This window comes from Streptomyces sp. Root1310, from assembly GCF_001426425.1.
Classification (GTDB): domain Bacteria; phylum Actinomycetota; class Actinomycetes; order Streptomycetales; family Streptomycetaceae; genus Streptomyces.
The window spans coordinates 428,678-446,913 of the sequence record NZ_LMEQ01000012.1 but is presented as its reverse complement, the minus strand read 5'-3'; the positions used below and the strand labels follow the sequence as shown (position 1 = coordinate 446,913).

At 72.1% G+C, this 18,236-nt stretch carries 16 protein-coding genes; 5 read left to right on the top strand and 11 right to left on the bottom strand.

Annotated elements, in window-relative coordinates; all coding sequences use genetic code 11:
• Position 1: 1 nt before the first annotated feature.
• A complete protein-coding gene (locus ASD48_RS20170) occupies positions 2-2,425 on the bottom strand; it encodes an MMPL family transporter (protein ID WP_057603005.1) in 2,424 nt (807 codons plus the stop codon).
• A 167-nt stretch (positions 2,426-2,592) separates the two neighbouring features.
• Here ASD48_RS20170 and ASD48_RS20165 point away from each other — a divergent pair, with 167 nt between their 5' ends.
• Together ASD48_RS20165 and ASD48_RS20160 are read left to right on the top strand one after the other, a co-directional pair.
• Positions 2,593-3,282, top strand: coding sequence for a response regulator transcription factor (locus tag ASD48_RS20165; RefSeq protein ID WP_057603004.1), 690 nt, complete (start codon positions 2,593-2,595; stop codon positions 3,280-3,282).
• A complete protein-coding gene (locus ASD48_RS20160) occupies positions 3,279-4,724 on the top strand; it encodes a HAMP domain-containing sensor histidine kinase (RefSeq protein ID WP_057603003.1) in 1,446 nt (481 codons plus the stop codon). The genes ASD48_RS20165 and ASD48_RS20160 overlap by 4 nt, the downstream gene beginning before the upstream one ends.
• A gap of 139 nt (positions 4,725-4,863) precedes the next feature.
• Here ASD48_RS20160 and ASD48_RS20155 read toward each other — a convergent pair whose 3' ends face one another.
• From ASD48_RS20155 to ASD48_RS20140, 4 genes are all read right to left on the bottom strand, one after another.
• A complete protein-coding gene (locus ASD48_RS20155) occupies positions 4,864-5,283 on the bottom strand; it encodes an ATP-binding protein (protein WP_057603002.1) in 420 nt (139 codons plus the stop codon).
• Between the two features lie 122 nt (positions 5,284-5,405).
• Positions 5,406-6,944, bottom strand: a complete 1,539-nt coding sequence (locus ASD48_RS20150) for an ABC transporter substrate-binding protein (protein ID WP_242432664.1) — start codon at positions 6,942-6,944, stop codon at positions 5,406-5,408.
• 210 nt (positions 6,945-7,154) lie between these two features.
• Positions 7,155-8,420 (bottom strand): metallophosphoesterase, encoded by a 1,266-nt coding sequence (locus ASD48_RS20145; protein WP_057603000.1) that lies wholly within the window; start codon positions 8,418-8,420, stop codon positions 7,155-7,157.
• A gap of 2 nt (positions 8,421-8,422) precedes the next feature.
• Positions 8,423-8,662, bottom strand: a complete 240-nt coding sequence (locus ASD48_RS20140; protein WP_057602998.1) for a hypothetical protein — start codon at positions 8,660-8,662, stop codon at positions 8,423-8,425.
• A 91-nt stretch (positions 8,663-8,753) separates the two neighbouring features.
• On the opposite strand from ASD48_RS20140, the gene ASD48_RS20135 reads away from it, so the two are divergent.
• Positions 8,754-10,091, top strand: a complete 1,338-nt coding sequence (locus tag ASD48_RS20135; RefSeq protein WP_057602996.1) for a D-alanyl-D-alanine carboxypeptidase — start codon at positions 8,754-8,756, stop codon at positions 10,089-10,091.
• On the opposite strand, the gene ASD48_RS20130 is transcribed toward ASD48_RS20135, so the two are convergent.
• The 3 genes from ASD48_RS20130 to ASD48_RS20120 form a co-directional block, all read right to left on the bottom strand.
• Positions 10,045-10,962, bottom strand: coding sequence for a YihY/virulence factor BrkB family protein (locus ASD48_RS20130; protein WP_057602995.1), 918 nt, complete (start codon positions 10,960-10,962; stop codon positions 10,045-10,047). The two genes, ASD48_RS20135 and ASD48_RS20130, sit on opposite strands and share 47 nt — an antisense overlap.
• Before the next feature lie 137 nt (positions 10,963-11,099).
• Positions 11,100-12,053, bottom strand: a complete 954-nt coding sequence (locus ASD48_RS20125) for a decaprenyl-phosphate phosphoribosyltransferase (RefSeq protein ID WP_057602993.1) — start codon at positions 12,051-12,053, stop codon at positions 11,100-11,102.
• Positions 12,046-12,555, bottom strand: a complete 510-nt coding sequence (locus ASD48_RS20120) for a phosphatase PAP2 family protein (protein ID WP_057602992.1) — start codon at positions 12,553-12,555, stop codon at positions 12,046-12,048. Before ASD48_RS20120 ends, ASD48_RS20125 begins: the two co-directional genes overlap by 8 nt.
• Positions 12,556-12,687: 132 nt before the next feature.
• Between ASD48_RS20120 and ASD48_RS20115 the strand changes: the two genes are divergently transcribed.
• Both ASD48_RS20115 and ASD48_RS20110 read left to right on the top strand, forming a co-directional pair.
• Positions 12,688-14,061, top strand: a complete 1,374-nt coding sequence (locus ASD48_RS20115; protein WP_057602990.1) for an FAD-binding oxidoreductase — start codon at positions 12,688-12,690, stop codon at positions 14,059-14,061.
• Entirely contained in the window at positions 14,058-14,813 is a 756-nt protein-coding gene (locus ASD48_RS20110) for a decaprenylphospho-beta-D-erythro-pentofuranosid-2-ulose 2-reductase (protein WP_057602989.1), read from the top strand. The genes ASD48_RS20115 and ASD48_RS20110 overlap by 4 nt, the downstream gene beginning before the upstream one ends.
• Positions 14,814-14,862: 49 nt before the next feature.
• Here ASD48_RS20110 and ASD48_RS20105 read toward each other — a convergent pair whose 3' ends face one another.
• From ASD48_RS20105 to ASD48_RS20095, 3 genes are all read right to left on the bottom strand, one after another.
• A complete protein-coding gene (locus tag ASD48_RS20105) occupies positions 14,863-15,441 on the bottom strand; it encodes a 2'-5' RNA ligase family protein (RefSeq protein ID WP_057602988.1) in 579 nt (192 codons plus the stop codon).
• A gap of 177 nt (positions 15,442-15,618) precedes the next feature.
• The gene (trpS, locus tag ASD48_RS20100; RefSeq protein ID WP_057602987.1) at positions 15,619-16,632 is read right to left on the bottom strand and encodes a tryptophan--tRNA ligase; all 1,014 of its coding nucleotides are present in this window, start codon (positions 16,630-16,632) and stop codon (positions 15,619-15,621) included.
• A gap of 80 nt (positions 16,633-16,712) precedes the next feature.
• Positions 16,713-18,164, bottom strand: coding sequence for a glycine hydroxymethyltransferase (locus ASD48_RS20095; protein WP_057602986.1), 1,452 nt, complete (start codon positions 18,162-18,164; stop codon positions 16,713-16,715).
• Positions 18,165-18,236 lie beyond the last annotated feature (72 nt).

The following is an 18,236-nucleotide window of genomic DNA, read 5'->3' as shown; positions in this document are numbered from 1 at the left end:
GTCAGCCGACCTCCGCGCCCTCCTCCAGTTCCACGTCGTAGACCAGGGGCTCTCCCTCGACCGTCAGCCGGCGGGCACGCTTCAGCAGGGGCGGCGCGGCCGTCGTCGCCAGCAGATACGTTCCCGGGGCCGGGACGGAGAGGATGTACGAGCCGTCCGCGAGGGAGGTCACGCGGTCCAGTTCCCGTCCGCCCCGCGACAGCAGGGTGACGGTCGCGTCCTCGACCGGTTCACCGGCCGTGTTGCGGACGAAGCCGTGCACGACCGAGGCCGGCCCCTCGCCCGCCGAGGCCGTCGCCGGCGCCACCGCCTCCTCCTTGGGCTCGACCGCGAGATGCGGCAGCCGCTTCTCCAGCCACCCGGGCAGCCACCAGTTGGAGTCGCCGAGCAGGTGCATCGCGGCCGGGACCAGTGCCGTACGCAGGATGAACGCGTCCAGCGCGACCGCGGCCGCGAGGCCGACGCCCGCCATCGCCGCTCCGGCGTCGCCGCTGAGCACGAAGGCGAGGAAGACGCAGACCATGATCAGGGCGGCGGAGTTGATGACCCGGCTGGTCTCCGCGAGGCCCACCCGGACCGCTCGCGCGTTGTCCCTGGTGTGCACCCATTCCTCGTGCATCCGGCTGACCAGGAAGACCTGGTAGTCCATGGACAGGCCGAAGAGCAGGGACAGCATGATGACGGGCAGGAAGGCGTTGATCGGCCCCTCCTTGCCGAGGCCGAGCAGGTCGAGGCCCCAGCCCCACTGGAAGACCGCGACGAGCACACCGAAGGAGGCCGCGGCCGCGACCAGGTTCATCACCGCGGCCGTCAGCGGCACCACCAGGGAACGGAAGGCGACCAGCAGCAGCAGGAAGCCCAGGCCGATGATGGTGGCGATGAAGAGCGGCAGACGGTCGCCGGTGACCGTGGCGAAGTCCTTGGACACCGCCGTGACGCCACCCACGTGCGCCTGGGCCCCGGCCTCCGGGATCACGTCGTCCCGCAGCCGGTCGATCAGCGTGTCCGTCTCCTCGGACTGCGGCGAGGTCTTGGGCACCACCTGGATGACCGTGACCCCGCTCGCGGGCGGCAGGGCCGCCACCCGGGCGACACCGGGCGTGTCCTTGATGCCCCGGGTCAGGGCGGTGGCGTCACCGCCGTCCACGACCACCTGCAGGGGGCCGTTGAACCCCGGACCGAAGCCCTCGGCGAGCAGGTCGTAGGCCTTGCGGGTGGTCGTCGAGGCGTCGTCGTTGCCCTGGTCGGTGGCGCCGAGGCGGAGCGACAGCACCGGGAGCGCCAGGACGGCCATGACGACCAGCGCGAGCGCGGCGATCGTCCGGGGCCTGCGCTGCACACCCGTCGACCAGCGGGCCGCGGGACCGCTCGCCTTCTCCGGCTCCGGGCCGGTCGCGGCGAGCACGCGCCGCTGCTTGCGGCTCAGCACGCGCGCGCCGAGGAAGCCGAGCAGCGCGGGCAGCAGGGTCGTCGCGGCGAGGACGCTCAGCACCACCGTCAGGGAGGTGCCGATGACGACGCCGTCGAGGAAGCGCAGGTTGGTCACCAGCATGCCGGCGAGGGCGATGCACACCGTGCCGCCCGCGAACAGCACCGCCCGGCCGGAGGTGTTGAGGGCGACGACCGTCGACTCCTCCGGGTCCAGGCCGCGCAGGACGCCCTTGCGGTGCCGGGTGACGATGAACAGGGCGTAGTCGATGCCGACGCCGAGGCCGATCAGCGAGGACAGCAGCGGGGCCAGGTCCGGGATGTCGGTGACATGGCTGAGCAGCTGGGTCGAGAACAGGCCCATGCCGACGCCGAAGACCGCCACGGCGAGCGGCAGCAGCATCGCGTACAGCGAGCCGAAGGCCAGGAACAGGACCACCGCCGCGGCCGCGAGGCCGACCATCTCGGCGAGGCCGGTGGGCGGTTCCTGCACCCGCTGGATGGCCTGGCCGCCCACCTCGACCTCCAGGCCGTCCTGTCCGGCACCCCGCGCGGTGTCGACGACGTCCTGGACGAGTTCCTTGGGTACGGCGTTCGCCTGCTCGGTGAAGGTGATCTGGGCGTAGGCGATCCGCCCGTCACCGCTGATCTGCGCCGCGCCCGCCCCGCCCGCCGCGCCCGCCGCGTAGGGGCCGGTGACCCCGCCGACGCCCTTCATGGCCGCGATCTCGTCGAGCGCGGGCTGGATCCGGGACCGCACGTCCTGGTCCCGTACCGAGCCCTCGTCGACCTTCCACACGACCGTGTCGGTGTCGCCGGCGCTCGCCGGGAACGCCTTCTCCATCAGGTCGTACGCCTTCTTGGAGTCCGTGTCGGGGAGGGAGAAGACGTTCGCGTAGTCCGTACCCGCCGTCGAGGCCGAGAATCCCAGCCCGAACAGCGCCCCCACCCAGAGCAACAGGACCACCAGCCGGTGCCGATAGCACCAGCGTGCCAATGCCGCCACGCTCAATCTCCTTCACCAGATCGTCGGTCGGTCCCCCAGGTCCTGGGCAACAGGATCGGTGGCGCCACGCGTGCGGGGACATGTGATGACCATGACTCTCAAGGAACTCCAAAGCGTGAACCGGCGCGATCGTCGGTGGGTCCGCCGATACTGGGGGCATGACGACGGCTTCCGGCACCGTGCTGGTCGTGGAGGACGAACCGAGCATCGCGGACGTCCTGGCCATCGCCCTGCGCTACCACCGCTTCGAGGTCATGATCGCGGGCACCGTCCGCGAGGCCCTCGCCCTCGCCGACCGCACCCGGCCGGACGTGGCCCTGCTGGACGTGATGCTGCCGGACGGGGACGGCCGGGCGCTGGGGCGTGAACTGCGCTCGCGCAGGCCGGATCTGGCGCTGGTGTTCCTCACCGCGCGGGACGCGCCGACCGAGATCGTCGGCGCCCTCGGCTTCGGCGACGACTACATCACCAAACCGTTCGACATCGACGTGGTCGTCGCCCGCATCACCGCCGTGCTGCGCCGGACCCGGCCGGCCGACGTCCTGCCGCAGCGGCCGCCACTGCGGTACGGCGACCTGGAGCTCGACGAGACGACGTACAGCGTGCGCCGCGCGGACCGCTCGGTCGAGCTGACCCCCACCGAGTACGCGCTGCTGCGGTTCCTGGTGCGCAACGGCGGCCGGATCGTGCCCAAGGACCAACTCCTGCGCCATGTCTGGCAGTACGAGCACACCCCGCCGGAGTCGACGGTCGTCGAGACCTACATCAGCTATCTGCGGCGCAAGCTGGACGTCCTGGGACCGCCGGTGATCACCACCCGGCGGGGCGTCGGATACGGGCTGGCGTGAGGCGGATCCACCGGCACGGCATCCACTCGCTGCGGGCCAAGCTGACGGCGGCGAACGTGGGGCTGCTCGCGCTCGGCATCGTCGTGGCGACCGCCGTCAGCCTGATGGGGATGCGGCACTACCTGCTCGACCAGGTGGACGCCGAGCTGACCAAGATGCGTGACTCGCTGGGCAGTTCGCAGCTCACCCTGCGCCAGATCGACTCGCTGTCCGTGCTGAGCGTGGTCAGCGACCGCCTCGTGCCGCAGGACACGGACGACCGGCCGGCGCCGGACTCGATCTTCACCGCCGTCGACGGCCGGGGCACCGCCCTCACCATCTTCGACGTCAAGCCCACCGACGCCCAGCGCGGCCTCGCGGACGCGGTGCACGACCCGCTCGCCCTCACCACCGACACCGAACCGCACGACGTCACCGTGCACGGCGACACGTACCGCGTGACCGCGACCCGGCTGCCCGACGGCACCTACATCCTGCTGGCCACCTCCACCGAGGCCCTCCACCAGGGCATAGCGAAGGCGCTGAGGCTCGACCTCGCCGTCGGCACGCTGCTGCTGGCCCTGCTCGCCTGTCTGACCCTGTTCAGCGTGCGGCAGCGGATGCGGCCCCTGGAGGACATGGTGGAGACGTCGTCGGCGATCGCCGAGGGGGACCTGACCCGGCGGGTGCCGTCCAGCCACCACCCCACCCAGGAGGTCGAACAGCTGCGGCTCGCCCTGAACTCCATGCTCCACCAGGTGGAGACGGCGTACCGCACGCGCGAGCACAGCGCGGCCCAGCTGCGCCGCTTCGTGGCCGACGCCTCGCACGAACTGCGCACCCCGCTCTCCGCGATCCGCGGCTATCTCCAGCTGTACGACCAGGGCATGCTGGTCGAGCCGGAGGAGCGCCGGCGGGCCTGGGACCGGATGAACGGCGAGGTGGACCGGATGGGCCGGCTCGTCGACGAGCTGCTCACGCTGGCCCGCCTCGACCAGCGGCCCGAACTGCGGCTGCGGGGCGTCGACGTGAGCCGACTGGTGCGGGACTCGGCGCAGGACCTGCGCGCGCAGCAGCCCGGACGGCCGGTGACGGTCGAGGCCGCGGGGGCCGTACTGGTGCGGGCCGACGAGTCGGGGCTGCGTCAGGTGCTGGGCAACCTGGTGGCCAACGTGCGCACGCACACGGCGGCCGAGGTGCCGGTGCGGCTCGGTGTGGAGCGGGTGGACGGGGTCGTACGGCTGTCGGTCGAGGACGAGGGTCCGGGGCTGGGACCGGAGGACGCGGCGCGGGTCTTCGACCGCTTCTTCCGGGCCGGGGGCGGCGCAGGAAGCGGCCTCGGCCTGGCGATCGTGCAGGGGGTCGTCCGGGCGCACGGCGGCGAGGTGAGCGTGCGGACGGCACCGGGCGAGGGGCTGGCCGTCACGGTGACCCTGCCGGCCCGGCCGAAGGCCTGCGTCTGAGCCCCTGCCGGCGTGCGGCCGGCCCGGGGGCCTGCCCGAGCGGTCGGCTCCCGGAGCTGACCGAAGGGGCCTGCCCGAGCGATCGAACCGCGGAGTCGGCCCGAGGGGCTCGTCCGAGCGCTCTGCCCGTGGGGGCGGCTCAAAGCATGGGGCCGGGCCAGGTCGGGGTCGTGACCAGGGCCCATACCGTCTTGCCGTGTCGGCCCCTGCTCCAGACGCCCCAGGCGGCGGCGAGGTGCTCCACCAGGTGCAGCCCGCGGCCGTGTTCCTCCGCCTCCCCGACCTGCCGCGGGCGGGGTTCGAGCCGGCCCTCGTCGGAGACCTCTATGAGACAGGAACCGTCACCGAGGGCGGTGACGGCCACCTCGAACTCCCGCTCCAGGAGAGGGCCGTGGCGTACGACGTTGGTGGCCAGCTCGGACACGACGAGGACGGCGTCGGCCAGCGCCGGGGCGTCGGGACCGTGTCCCCAGTCCACGAGATGGTCCCGTACCCGGCGCCGGGCGAGACCGACGGACGCCGGATGCCGGGGCAGCCGGAAGGAGTTGCGTCTCAGCACGTCTGCTCCTCATCCCGTACACACCTCCGTCACATGGTGCCGCTTCGGGTGCCTGCCCGGTGCGACGGGGGCGCATGCCCGGCTCGCGGGATCAAGTCCGCGAGCCGGGTGGGTACTCCGGATCAGATCCAGTCGAGTTTCCAGAGGCGGAACACGCCGTTGCCGTCCGCCAGGAACTGGCCGCCGCCGATGTCCGCGCTGGTGACGATGTACTCCTTGCGCTGCCACAGCGGGACGACCGGCACCTCCCGGGCGATGACCTGCTGGAGGTCGCGGAAGTCGCCGGCGGCCCGGCTGCGGTCGGCGAACTGCCGGCTGCCGGCGATGTACTTGTCGACGGCCTCGCTGCTGTAGCCGGTGTTCATGGTGGAGCCGGTGCCGACGAGCGGGCCCGCGAAGGTGTCGGGGTCGGGGTAGTCGGCGACCCAGCCGACCGCGTACGCGTCGAGTCTGCCGGTGGCCCACCGCTTCTGGAAGTCGGTCCACTCGTAGCCCTTGACGTCCACCTGGAACAGGCCGCTCGCCTCCAGCTGCCGCTTGAGCTCCTGGGCCTCGGCGGCCGCGGCGCCGCTGCCCAGGCCGTAGCCGTAGGTGAACTTCACCGGGATGCTCACGCCGGCCGACTTCAGCAGCTTGCGGGCCTTCTCGGCGCTCCGGTCCGGGTAGCTGTCGAAGAACGAGGTGGCGTGCCCGGTGATGCCGGTCGGGATGAGCGAGTACAGCGGGTCGACGGTCCCGTCGTACACGCTCGCCGCCAGCTGCTCGCGGTCGATCAGCCAGGCCACCGCCTTGCGGACGTCCGTCTCGTGCAGCGGGGAGCCGGAGCGGGTGTTGAAGTACAGGTTGCGGGTCTCGGAACCGTCGGCCTCGTAGACGCGCTGGCCGGGGTCGCTGGTGTCGAGGGCGGCCAGCACCGCGGGCGGCAGCTGACGGGCGGCGGCCTTGATCTTCTTGGCCTTCCAGGCCTCCTCCAGGGCCTCGGGGTCCGCGTAGTAGCGCAACTCGATCGGGGAGCCGGTCGACACGGCGCCCTTGTAACGCGAGTTGGGCGACAGCAGGACCTTCTTGCCCTTCGTGTAGCCGGTCAGCCGGTACGGGCCGGTGCCGTCCACGCCGCTGCCGACCCGCAGCCCGTCCGCCGGGTAGCGGGTGTGGTCGACGATCGAGCCGGCTCCGGTGGCCACCTTGAACGGGAAGGTGGCGTCCGGCGACGACAGGTGGAAGGTGACCTTCAGGCCGCTGGCGTCGACCGACTTCAGGGTGGAGAAGAGGTCCGCCGGGCCGACATCCGAGTTGATCTTCTTGACCCGGTCGAAGGAGTACTTCACGTCCTCGGCGGTCACCTTGGAGCCGCTGTCGAAGGTGAGGTCGTCACGCAGCTCGCAGCTGTACGTGACGAGGCTGCCCTTGTCGAAGGCACAGCTCTCGGCCGCGTCCGGTACGGGCGAGACGCCGCCCGGCTCGTAGGTCAGCAGCGACTGGAAGACGTTGCTGAACAGTGCCCAGGATCCGGCGTCGTAGGCGCCCGCCGGGTCGAGCGAGGTGACGGTGTCCGTGGTGCCGACCGTGATGGTCGCACCACCGCTGTCCTGCGACGGCAGCAACTGCCAGCCGCCCACTCCGACGACCGCGAGAACCAGCAGCGTCAGGAGAATCCGCATGCGAACAGATCGCATGGTGATGCCCTGCCTCCCCAGGCCCGCCGGACGGGCCCAGTCCACAGAAGAAAGCGCCGCCCCCCTTGGCGGCGGGCTCACCTAATCACACGTGTTTCGCCAGGGGGAAGAGGATTCTGACGAGATGGGAAAGAAGTTGCCGTCGCCTTGTTTCGGGCGGGTTTCACAGCCTGTCCACAGGCTTCTGACCGACCGTCAGGCGTGCGGGGAGGCCAGTTCGACGACGGTGATGTCGGAGGGGGCCCCGACACGGGTGGGCGGGCCCCAGGCGCCCGCGCCCCGGGACACGTACAGCTGGGTGTCGCCGTAGCGCTCCAGCCCCGCCACGGTCGGATTCGCGGCGGCGGCGAGGAGGCTGCCGGGCCACAGCTGGCCGCCGTGCGTGTGCCCGGAGAGCTGGAGGTCGACGCCATGGCGTACGGCGTCATGGATCTGGACGGGCTGGTGGGCGAGGAGGACGCACGCGCGCGTGGTGTCACGGTCGCCGAGCGCGCCGGCGAAGTCGGGCCCCTGGCCCTCGCTCTCGCCCGCGATGTCGTTGACGCCGGCCAGGTCGAACCAGGGCAGCTCCGTGCGGGCGTTCTCCAGCGGGTTCAGGCCGAGCCGCCGCACCTCCTCGACCCACTGTTCGGCGCCCGAGAAGTACTCGTGGTTGCCGGTGACGAAGAAGCTGCCCTGCCGGGCCCTCAGCCGCGCGAGCGGGGCCGCCGCCGGGCCCAGGTCCTTCACGCTGCCGTCGACCAGGTCGCCGACGACCGCGATCAGGTCGGGCTGCGTCGCGTTGATCGTGTCGACGACCTTCTGCGCGAAGTCCCGGCCGAGGACCGGGCCCAGATGGATGTCGCTGACGACCGCGATCCGGTAGCCGTGGGCGCCGCGCGGCAGCTTGGCCAGGGGTACCGTCACCCGCTTGACCCTGGGGCCGCGCAGCACGCCGTAGGTGCCGTGGCCGACCGTGCCGACGGCGGCCGCGGCCGCCGCACCGGCCACGACCCGGGACACGAAGAGCCGGCGGGAGGGAGCGGAGGCGGGCGGTACCGGGGCCTCGGGCTCCGGTGCCCCGGGGGCGGGCCCGCCGACCGGGAGCGGGCTGGGCTCGGGGTGCGTCGCGGGCGCCTGTGCGGGTGCCTCGGCGGGTGCCCGCTTCGCCCGCTTCTCCAGGACTCGGCGCAGCAGTGGCCGTACGGCCTCGCCGACGATCAGGGCCAGCAGCAGGTAGACCGACAGGGCCAGCCAGAGGAAGCCCGGCCAGGCCAGTACGCGCTGGAGCCAGAAGGGGGCGCCGGTGCGTTCGGCGACCAGGGCCCCGATCGCCAGCGCCCAGCCGCCCGCGACCAGCACCGCGCCACCGCGGCGCGCCAGGCCGGGGCCGCGGGTGGTGTCGCGGAACAGCCGCCGCCACAGGTACCAGTTGGCCGTGACCAGCACGGTCAGGGCGAGCAGGGCGAAGACGATCACCATCGCTATGACGCCCGCCGCAGTGCGCGCAGACCGCGCAACCCGATGGCCCCGACGACCGTCCCCAATACGAAGGAGACGACAGCGAGCGTCAGGTGCACCCAGAAGTACGCCGTGGGATCGCCGTCGTCGAAGGCGAGCCCGCTGCTGTCCTTGACCAGGTTCTTGACGAAGGTGACCCAGATGACCCAGCTCCACACCCCGAAGGCGAGCAGGAACCAGGAGACGGGGCGGCTGAGCTTCATGGGTTCAGTATCTCCGGCGGTTGTCCGGTTCCGTGACCGGGGTGGGGAGGGTGACGGGACTTCCCGTCGCGTGCCAGGTACGTTCTCCGTCGTGCCCGCACCCATGAAGCAGACCGTCAGGCGATCCCTGCTGGTCACCTCCGCGACCCTCGCGTCCCTCGCGCTCACCACGCCCGCCTCGCTCGCGGCGCCGAGCCCGTCACCGTCCCCGGCGGCGTCCGGATCGCCGTCCGCGTCGGCCTCGCCGTCCGGGTCCGCCTCGCCGTCGGTCACTCCCCCGGCGAACATGTCGTCCGTGGGCGGTGCACGGCTCGGTCGGGCCGGGACGCAGGTGGCGATCGCGGGTGGCGCTCCGGTGCTGCCGAAGGACCTCACCGCGCGGTCGTGGATCGTCGCCGACGCCGAGTCCGGGGACGTGCTCGCCGCGCACAACGCGCACTGGCGGCTGCCTCCGGCGAGCACGATGAAGATGCTCTTCGCCGACACCGTGCTGCCGAGGTTCCCCAAGGCCACCGTGCACAAGGTCGAGGCGAAGGACCTCGCCGGTCTGGGGGCGGGTTCCAGCCTCGTGGGCATAAAGGAGGGCGAGACGTATACGGTCCACGACCTGTGGCTCGGCGTCTTCCTGCGCTCCGGCAACGACGCGGTGCACGTCCTGTCGCAGATGAACGGCGGCATCGCCGAGACCGTCAAGGACATGAACCAGCACGCCGAGGAACTCCAGGCCCTCGACACGAACGTCGTCTCCCCGGACGGCTACGACGCGCCACGCCAGGTCTCCTCCGCGTACGACCTGACGCTGTTCGCCCGCTCGGGACTGCAGAAGCAGGACTTCCGGGAGTACTGCTCGACCGTCACGGCCAAGTTCCCCGGCGAGACGACGAAGAAGAAGGGCAAGACGCGCCGCGGGAGCTTCGAGATCCAGAACACCAACCGGCTGCTCAGCGGCGACTACGACATCTCCCAGTACCCGGGCATCGCGGGCGTCAAGAACGGCAACACCACCAACGCGGGCGCCACCTTCACCGGCGTGGCCGAGCGCAACGGCAAGGTGCTGCTCGTCACGGTCATGAACCCGGAGAAGACCGACCACAACGAGGTGTACAAGGAGACCGCCGCCCTGCTGGACTGGGGCTTCCAGGCGGCCGGCAAGGTGACGCCGGTCGGTGAGCTGGTGGCGCCGAAGGGCACCGCGCAGGCCAGCGCGCAGCCCGGCGCCAACCCGTCGGCCTCCGAGGGGTCGGGGCAGGCGGGCGGCGCCGGTGAGGTGTCGGCGAAGCCGGTGGCGGGCGCGGTGACGGAGAACGGCTCGGGCGGCATGTGGATCGCGCTGGCCATCACCGGCGGACTGCTGGTGCTGCTCGCGGGCGGCGGGTATCTCGTCAACCGCCGTTGGCCGCTGCCGGACCTGGTACGACGTCGTCGCTGACGTCGATGTCCCGCGCGTTGTCGGGGACGCTGCCCGTCGCCGTCCAGGCCGCGCAGTACAGGACCAGCTTCGAGGTGAAGTTGATCCACAGCAGCAGGGCGATGGGCACGCCGAACGCGCCGTACATGCTCTTGGCGGCCACGCCCTGCATGTATCCGCTCAGCAGCAGCTTCAGCAGTTCGAAGCCGACGGCGCCGATGAGCGCGGCGACGACGAGGCGGCGGCGCGGGGGCTCGACGCCGGGCAGCAGGGTGAGGACGTAGAGCAGGAGCAGGAAGTCGGCGAGGACGGCGACGGAGAACGCGGCGACGCGCAGCAGCACGCTGCCCCAGCCCTCCTTGTCGATGCCGGACTGCTCGATGATCCAGCCGACCAGCGCCGAGGCGACGGTGGAGATGGCGAGGGTGAGCAGGACGGCGCCGCCGAAGCCGACGAGGACGCCCGTGTCCTTGACCTTGCGCAGGACGGGGTTCTCGTCGTCGTCGGGCCGCTCCCAGACGGCGCGCAGACAGTCCCGCATCTGGCCGACCCAGCCGATGCCGGTGAGCAGCAGCAGCGCTCCGGCGATGAGACCGATGGCGCCAGCGTTCTGGACCAGGCCGTTGATGTCCAGCTGGTCGGAGATGCCGGGTACCTGATCGGCGATCTTGTCCTGCAGCTCCTGCTGCTGGGACTCGCTCACCGTGGCGGCGGCGACGGCGGCGGCCACGGTCAGCAGCGGGAAGAGCGCGACGAAGCTGACGAACGTCATGGCGGCGGCGAGCCGCGTCCACTTCACCCGGTCCAGTCGCTCGTACGACCGCCACGCGTGCGTGGCCATGAGACGCGCGACCCACGGCCCGATGCCGGGGAGCTTCTTCAGCCAGTCCATGATCCGACTCTGCCCCTGTCCGGAGGAAAGACGCGGATATCGCCGATGCGGATATCTCGGAACGCCAGAATTCGGGTACCCCGGAATCGCGGAACGGTGGCCGGCGCCGGGCCATCCGGTGGCGGCACGCGCGTGGCTCACCAACCGGCCACGGCCAGCGCGTACATGGCCAGCCAGGCCAGGCCGATGAGGGCGAGGGCGCGGTCGCCCAGGACGACCTCCTCGGGTTCGCCCGCGGTGCCCCGGTCGGCGAAGACGGCGTACCGCAGGACGGCCAGGATGAACGCCACCACGGACAGCTGGCGCCAGGGCAGCAGGCCCGGGTGCGGGACGCCGCCTTCCTCCAGGGCCCACAGGCAGTAGCCGAGCACGGCGACGCCGGCCGCCAGCTGCCAGACGAAGCGCAGGTAGCCGGTGGTGTACTCGGTGAGCAGCACGCGTGTGGCGCCCGCCGCTCCGGCCAACTGGACGGCCTCGGAGTAGCGCTTGGCCGCGACCATGAACAGCGCCCCGAACCCGGTGGTGATCAGGAACCAGCGGGAGAGCGGGATGCCGAGGGCGAGTCCGCCCGCCATGGCCCGCATCAGGAAGCCGGTCGTGACGACGACGAGGTCGATGACCAGGACGTGCTTCAGGCTGACGCAGTACGCCAGTTGCATGCCCAGGTAGGCGGTGAGGAGCAGCGCGACGGCGGGTGTCGTCAGCCGGGCCGCGGCGGCCGGCGCGAGGACCGCGAGGGCGACCGCGACACCGTACGCGACGGGCACCGGGACCTGTCCGGCGGCGATCGGACGGTGCCGTTTGGTGGGGTGGGCGCGGTCGGCCTCGGCGTCACGGGCGTCGTTGACCAGGTAGACGGCGGCGGCGCAGGCGGTGAACAGGGCGAAGACGAGGGCGAGTCGGGTGACCGCGTGCAGGGAGAAGAGCCGGCCGGCCGCGGCGGGGGCGGCGACGACCAGGATGTTCTTGACCCATTGCTTGGGGCGGGTGGTCCGCAGGAGGCCGCCGACGAGGGTGCCGGGGCGGTGGCTCGGGGGCCGGGGGGCCGACGGGCGGTGCGTGCGCTGGTGGTGGAGCAGTGCCTCAGCCATGGTGGCCCTCTCTCATCCAGCGCGCCCCCAACCGCGCGGTGACCGCCCCCAGGGCGGCGCCCGCCGCCACGTCGGAGGGGTGGTGGACGCCGACGACCAGGCGGGAGAGGCACATCGCGGCGGCGAGCGGCGCGGTGGCGTGCGCCCCGAGCGAGCCGTAGGCGACGGCGGCGGCCGCGGCGGAGGTCGCGTGCGAGCTGGGGAAGGAGTGCCGTCCCGCGGTGCGCACGCGGGGCTCGACGTGGGCGGGGCGCGGGCGTCGGACGATACGTTTCATCCCCATGCTGGCGGCGTGCGCGCCCGCGGTGAGCGCGGTGGCGCGCAGCCAGGCGCCGCGCCGGGGGCCGTCGACGGCGGCCCCCGCGACGCCCGCCGCGAGCCACAGGGCGGCGTGCTCGCCCGCCCAGGAGAGGGCGCGCGCGACGCGGGCGACGCGTGGGTCCGCGCCCCGGGCGTGGAGCGCCGAGAGGATCCGGTGGTCCAGGTCGTCGAGTTCGTCCATGCGGACTCACTGTTCACGCCTGCGCCGTCGGAACTCCGGCAATATTGAGCGACATCCCATTAATCACCCATTTCGGGGAGTAATGCATGTTTCAAAATTAATCGCCCATATAGAGGCGATACGGTCACCGGCATGTCTGCCGAGACCACTGCCGAGAACGTCACCGTCACGGGGTGGGGCCGCACCGCCCCCACCACCGCCCGCCTGGTCCGCCCCCGGACCTACGCGGAGGCCGTGACGGCGGTCCGGGACTGCGGACCTCGCGGAGGCATCCCCAGGGGCCTGGGGCGGGCCTACGGGGACGCGGCGCAGAACGCCGGCGGGGCGGTGATCGACATGACCGGGCTGGACCGGATCCACGTCATCGACGCCGACGACGGGAGCGTCCTGTGCGACGCGGGGGTCTCCCTGCACCGGCTCACGGAGGTCCTGCTGCCGCTCGGCTGGTTCGTGCCCGTGACCCCCGGCACCCGGTACGTGACCGTGGGCGGCGCGATCGGGACCGACATCCACGGCAAGAACCACCATGTGTCGGGGTCCTTCGCCCGGCATGTCCCGGCCTTCGAACTGCTCACGGCGGACGGCACGGTCCGCACGGTGGAGCAGGGCACCGACCTGTTCGACGCGACCACCGGCGGCATGGGCCTGACCGGAGTCGTCCTGACGGCCAGGATCCGGCTCCAGCCGGTGGAGACGTCCCTGATGTCGGTCGACACCGAGCGGGCCGCCGACCTCGACGACCTGATGGACCGGCTGACGAGCGGCGACCACCGCCACCGCTACTCGGTCGCGTGGATCGACCTCCTCGCGCGCGGCGCGGCCACCGGACGCGCGGTCCTGACCCGCGGCGAGCACGCGCCCCTGGACGCGCTGCCCGCCCGCGCGCGCAGGGCGCCGCTCGCGTTCCGCCCGTCCCGGCTCCCGGCCGCTCCCGCGTTCCTGCCGAGCGGCCTGCTCACCCGCGCGACCGTCGGACTGTTCAACGAGCTCTGGTACCGCAGCGCGCCCCGGGCGCGTACCGGTGAACTCCAGAGCCTGTCCGCCTTCTTCCACCCCCTGGACGGCGTCCCGCACTGGAACCGTGTCTACGGCCGCGACGGCTTCGTGCAGTACCAGTTCGTCGTCGGGTACGGCCGCGAGGACACCCTGCGCCGGATCGTGGGCCGCCTCTCGGCCCGCCGCTGCCCGTCCTTCCTGGCCGTCCTCAAGCGGTTCGGGGAAGCCGACCCCGGCTGGCTGTCCTTCCCGCGCCCGGGCTGGACCCTCGCCCTGGACATCCCGGCCGGACTGCCCGGCCTCGCCGCCTTCCTGGACGAGCTGGACGAGGAGGTGGCCGCCGCGGGCGGCCGCGTCTACCTCGCCAAGGACTCCCGGCTGCGCCCCGAACTGCTCACCGCGATGTACCCGCGCCTCGACGACTTCCGCGCGCTGCGCGCGGAGCTGGACCCGCGCGGGGTGTTCGTGTCGGACCTCGCCCGCCGGCTCAACTTCCAGGAGTCACCATGAAGGACGCCTTCGGCCTGCCCCAGTCCCTTCTCGTCCTCGGCGGCACGTCCGGCATCGCGCTGGCCACCGCACGCCGGCTGATCGCCCGCCGCACCCGCACGGTGTGGCTGGCCGGGCGCCCGTCGCCCGCCCTGGAGTCGGCCGCCGCCGAGCTGCGCGCCCTGGGGGCGGACGTCCACACCGTCCCCTTCGACGCGCTCGACCCCGGGTCCCACGAGACGGTCCTCGGCAAGGTCTTCACCGAGGGCGACGTCGACGCGGTGCTGCTCGCCTTCGGGGTCCTCGGCGACCAGGCGAACGACGAGCGCGACCCGGCGGCCGCGGTGCGTGTCGCGCAGACCAACTACACGGGGGCGGTGTCGGCGGGGCTGGTCGCCGCGCGCGCCCTCCAGACCCAGGGCCACGGCTCCCTGGTCGTCCTCTCCTCCGTCGCCGGCGAGCGGGCCCGCCGCTCGAACTTCATCTACGGCTCCAGCAAGGCGGGCCTCGACGCCTTCGCGCAGGGGCTGGGCGACGCGCTGCACGGCACGGGCGTGCACGTCATGGTCGTCCGTCCCGGGTTCGTCCGGACGAAGATGACCGCCGGGCTGCCGGAGGTGCCGCTGGCGACCACCCCGGAGGCGGTCGCCACGGCCGTCGAGCTGGGGCTGCGGCGCCGCTCGGAGACGGTGTGGGTGCCGGGGGTGCTGCGCGTGGTGATGTCGGCGCTGCGCCACGCGCCCCGCGGGGTGTTCCGCAGGCTGCCGATCTAGCCAGCCGCCGCGGCGGGCCGCTAGCGCTGTGGCCTTTCCGGTCGCAGCACTAGCGCGTCGGCAGCGAGCCTCGGTCGACGTGGGCCGCCTGCGGGGGTACGACCGCGCCCCCGAAGTCGTAGTCGCGCAGCTTGCGCCAGACGCCGTCGGCGCCCTGCTCGGCGAGGGCGAAGCCGGTGCAGGACCATGCGGCCTCGTAGTGGGCGAGCTCGTCGAAGGCCCGGTCCATCGCCGCCTCGTCGATGCCGTGCGCGACGGTGACGTGCGGGTGGTAGGGGAACTGCAGCTCGCGGGTCAGCGGCCCGGAGGCGGCCCGGATCCGCTGCTGGAGCCAGGCGCAGGTCTCGGCGCCCTGGACGACCCGCACGTAGACCACCGGCGACATGGGCCGGAAGGTGCCCGTGCCCGACAGCATCATCGGAAAGGGGCGGCCGGCCGCGGCGACCTCGCCGAGGTGCGCTTCGACGGCGGGCAGCGCGCCCGTCCCGATCTCGGTCGGCGGCAGCAGTGTGACGTGCGTGGGGATGCCGTGAGCCGCGGCGTCGCCGAAGCCCAGGCGCCGCTCCTGGAGCAGGCTGCCGTGAGGCTCCGGGACCGCGATCGACACACCGATCGTTACGGTCCCCACGTCTTCTCCTGTCGTCATGTCGTCATGGCGGGGTGTGTTGCCGGGTTCGTACTCAGTCGTACGGCTATCGACTGTACGGCCACAGCTGTGCTCTGGGCAGGCGCAGGGAAAGTGATGTGCAGCGCTCTGCCCAGAGGAACAGGTGTGCGGTGCGCCCCGAGTGCTTCCGAGCGCCGCTCAGTGCTTCGCGGGCAGGAAGCCCACGCGCTCGTACGTCCGGGACAGGGTCTCGGCGGCCACGGCGCGTGCCTTCTCCGCGCCCTTGGCCAGGATCGAGTCGAGCGTCTCGGGGTCGTCCAGGTACTGCTGGGTGCGGTCCCGGAACGGCGTCACGAAGTCGACGACGACCTCGGCGAGGTCCGTCTTGAGCGCGCCGTAGAGCTTGCCCTCGTACCGCTGCTCCAGCTCGGGGACGCTCGTGCCGGTCAGGGTCGAGTAGATGCCGAGCAGGTTGCTGACGCCGGGCTTGTTCTCGGTGTCGTAGCGGACGACCGTGTCGGTGTCCGTGACCGCGCTCTTGACCTTCTTCGCGGTCGCCTTCGGCTCGTCGAGCAGGTTGATGAGGCCCTTCGGCGTGGACGCCGACTTGCTCATCTTGATCGACGGGTCCTGAAGGTCGTAGATCTTGCCCGTCTCCTTCAGGATGTGCGGCTTCGGGATCGTGAAGGTCTCGCCGAAGCGGCCGTTGAAGCGCTCCGCGAGGTCGCGGGTCAGCTCGATGTGCTGGCGCTGGTCCTCACCGACCGGCACCTCGTCGGCCTGGTACAGCAGGATGTCCGCGACCTGGAGGATCGGGTACGTGAACAGGCCCACGGAGGCGCGGTCGGCGCCCTGCCGGGCGGACTTGTCCTTGAACTGGGTCATCCGGCTGGCCTCGCCGAACCCGGTGAGGCAGTTCATCACCCAGGCGAGCTGGGCGTGCTCGGGAACGTGGCTCTGGACGAAGAGCGTGCAGCGGTCCGGGTCGAGACCGGCCGCGAGGAGCTGCGCGGCGGCCAGCCGCGTGTTCGCGCTGAGCTCCTTGGGGTCCTGCGGAACCGTGATCGCGTGCAGGTCGACGACCATGTAGAACGCGTCGTGGGTCTCCTGGAGCGCCACCCACTGGCGGACGGCGCCGAGGTAGTTGCCGAGGTGGAACGAGCCTGCGGTGGGCTGGATTCCGGAGAGCACGCGGGGTCGGTCTGAGGCCATGTCCATCATTGTCTCAGAGCGCGGAGACCGCCCGGAACGGGTCCCGGGCGGCCACCGGGCCGCCCGGGGTGCCGCCGGGGTCAGCCGAGGTCGATCTCCGGGTACAGCGGGAAGCCCGCCACCAGGTCGGTCGCCCGCCGGGAGATCTCGTCCGCGACCTTCGCGTCCAGGACGTGGGCGGCCTTCGAGGGGGCGCCCGACTTCGTGGTGCCCGGCTCCGTCGTGGTCAGGACCCGGTCGATCAGGGACGCCACCTCGTCCATCTCGGCCGTGCCCAGGCCCCGGGTCGTCAGCGCCGGGGTGCCGATGCGGATGCCGGAGGTGTACCAGGCGCCGTTCGGGTCGGCGGGGATGGCGTTGCGGTTGGTGACGATGCCCGAGTCGAGCAGCGCCGCCTCGGCCTGGCGGCCGGTGAGCCCGTAGGAGGAGGCCACGTCGATCAGGTTGAGGTGGTTGTCGGTGCCGCCGGTCACCAGGGTCGCGCCGCGCCGCATCAGGCCCTCGGCGAGGGCGCGGGAGTTGTCGACGATGCGCTGGGCGTAGTCCTGGAAGGACGGCCGGCGGGCCTCCGCGAGGGCGACGGCCTTGGCGGCCATGACGTGCGGGAGCGGGCCGCCGAGGACCATCGGGCAGCCGCGGTCGACCTGGTCCTTGAGGGAGTCGTCGCACAGGACCATGCCGCCGCGCGGACCGCGCAGGGACTTGTGGGTGGTGGTCGTCACGATCTGGGCGTGCGGGACCGGGTCGAAGTCGCCGGTCAGGACCTTGCCCGCGACCAGGCCGGCGAAGTGCGCCATGTCGACCATGAGGGTCGCGCCGACCTCGTCGGCGATCTCGCGCATGATCCGGAAGTTCACCAGCCGGGGGTACGCGGAGTAGCCCGCGACGATGATCAGCGGCTTGAAGTCACGGGCCGAGGCACGCAGCGCCTCGTAGTCGATCAGGCCGGTCGCCGGGTCCGTGCCGTACGAGCGCTGGTCGAACATCTTTCCGGAGATGTTCGGGCGGAAGCCGTGCGTGAGGTGGCCGCCGGCGTCCAGGGACATGCCGAGCATGCGCTGGTTGCCGAAGGCCTGGCGCAGCTCGGCCCAGTCGGCCTCGGAGAGGTCGTTGACCTGGCGGACGCCCGCCTTCGCGAGGGCCGGGGCCTCCACACGGTCGGCGAGGACGGACCAGAAGGCGACGAGGTTGGCGTCGATGCCGGAGTGCGGCTGGACGTACGCGTGGCGGGCGCCGAAGAGCTCACGGGCGTGCTCGGCGGCCAGCGCCTCGACGGTGTCCACGTTGCGGCAGCCGGCGTAGAAGCGGCGGCCGACGGTGCCCTCGGCGTACTTGTCGCTGAACCAGTTGCCCATCGCGAGGAGGGTGGCCGGGGAGGCGTAGTTCTCCGAGGCGATCAGCTTGAGCATCTCGCGCTGGTCGTGGACCTCCTGGCCGATGGCGTCGGCGACGCGCGGCTCGACGGCGCGGATCACGTCGAGTGCGGCACGGAAGGCGGTGGACTCGTTGGAGAGGGGCTGCTGCTCAGACATCTGTCGGCCTCCGGGTGGCGTGGCGTGCGAGCGGTCACGGTCTCGGTCTGGCCCAGGCGCACGGCACTCTGT

Coding starts and splice junctions, on each gene's coding strand:
- ASD48_RS20095 (WP_057602986.1), bottom strand. CDS start 18,164: ATGTCTGAGCAGCAGCCCCTCTCCAACGAGTCCACCGCCTTCCGTGCC.
- ASD48_RS20165 (WP_057603004.1), top strand. CDS start 2,593: ATGACGACGGCTTCCGGCACCGTGCTGGTCGTGGAGGACGAACCGAGC.
- ASD48_RS20125 (WP_057602993.1), bottom strand. CDS start 12,053: ATGGCTGAGGCACTGCTCCACCACCAGCGCACGCACCGCCCGTCGGCC.
- trpS (WP_057602987.1), bottom strand. CDS start 16,632: ATGGCCTCAGACCGACCCCGCGTGCTCTCCGGAATCCAGCCCACCGCA.
- ASD48_RS20115 (WP_057602990.1), top strand. CDS start 12,688: ATGTCTGCCGAGACCACTGCCGAGAACGTCACCGTCACGGGGTGGGGC.
- ASD48_RS20110 (WP_057602989.1), top strand. CDS start 14,058: ATGAAGGACGCCTTCGGCCTGCCCCAGTCCCTTCTCGTCCTCGGCGGC.
- ASD48_RS20130 (WP_057602995.1), bottom strand. CDS start 10,962: ATGGACTGGCTGAAGAAGCTCCCCGGCATCGGGCCGTGGGTCGCGCGT.
- ASD48_RS20150 (WP_242432664.1), bottom strand. CDS start 6,944: ATGCGGATTCTCCTGACGCTGCTGGTTCTCGCGGTCGTCGGAGTGGGC.
- ASD48_RS20145 (WP_057603000.1), bottom strand. CDS start 8,420: ATGGTGATCGTCTTCGCCCTGCTCGCCCTGACCGTGCTGGTCACGGCC.
- ASD48_RS20140 (WP_057602998.1), bottom strand. CDS start 8,662: ATGAAGCTCAGCCGCCCCGTCTCCTGGTTCCTGCTCGCCTTCGGGGTG.
- ASD48_RS20120 (WP_057602992.1), bottom strand. CDS start 12,555: ATGGACGAACTCGACGACCTGGACCACCGGATCCTCTCGGCGCTCCAC.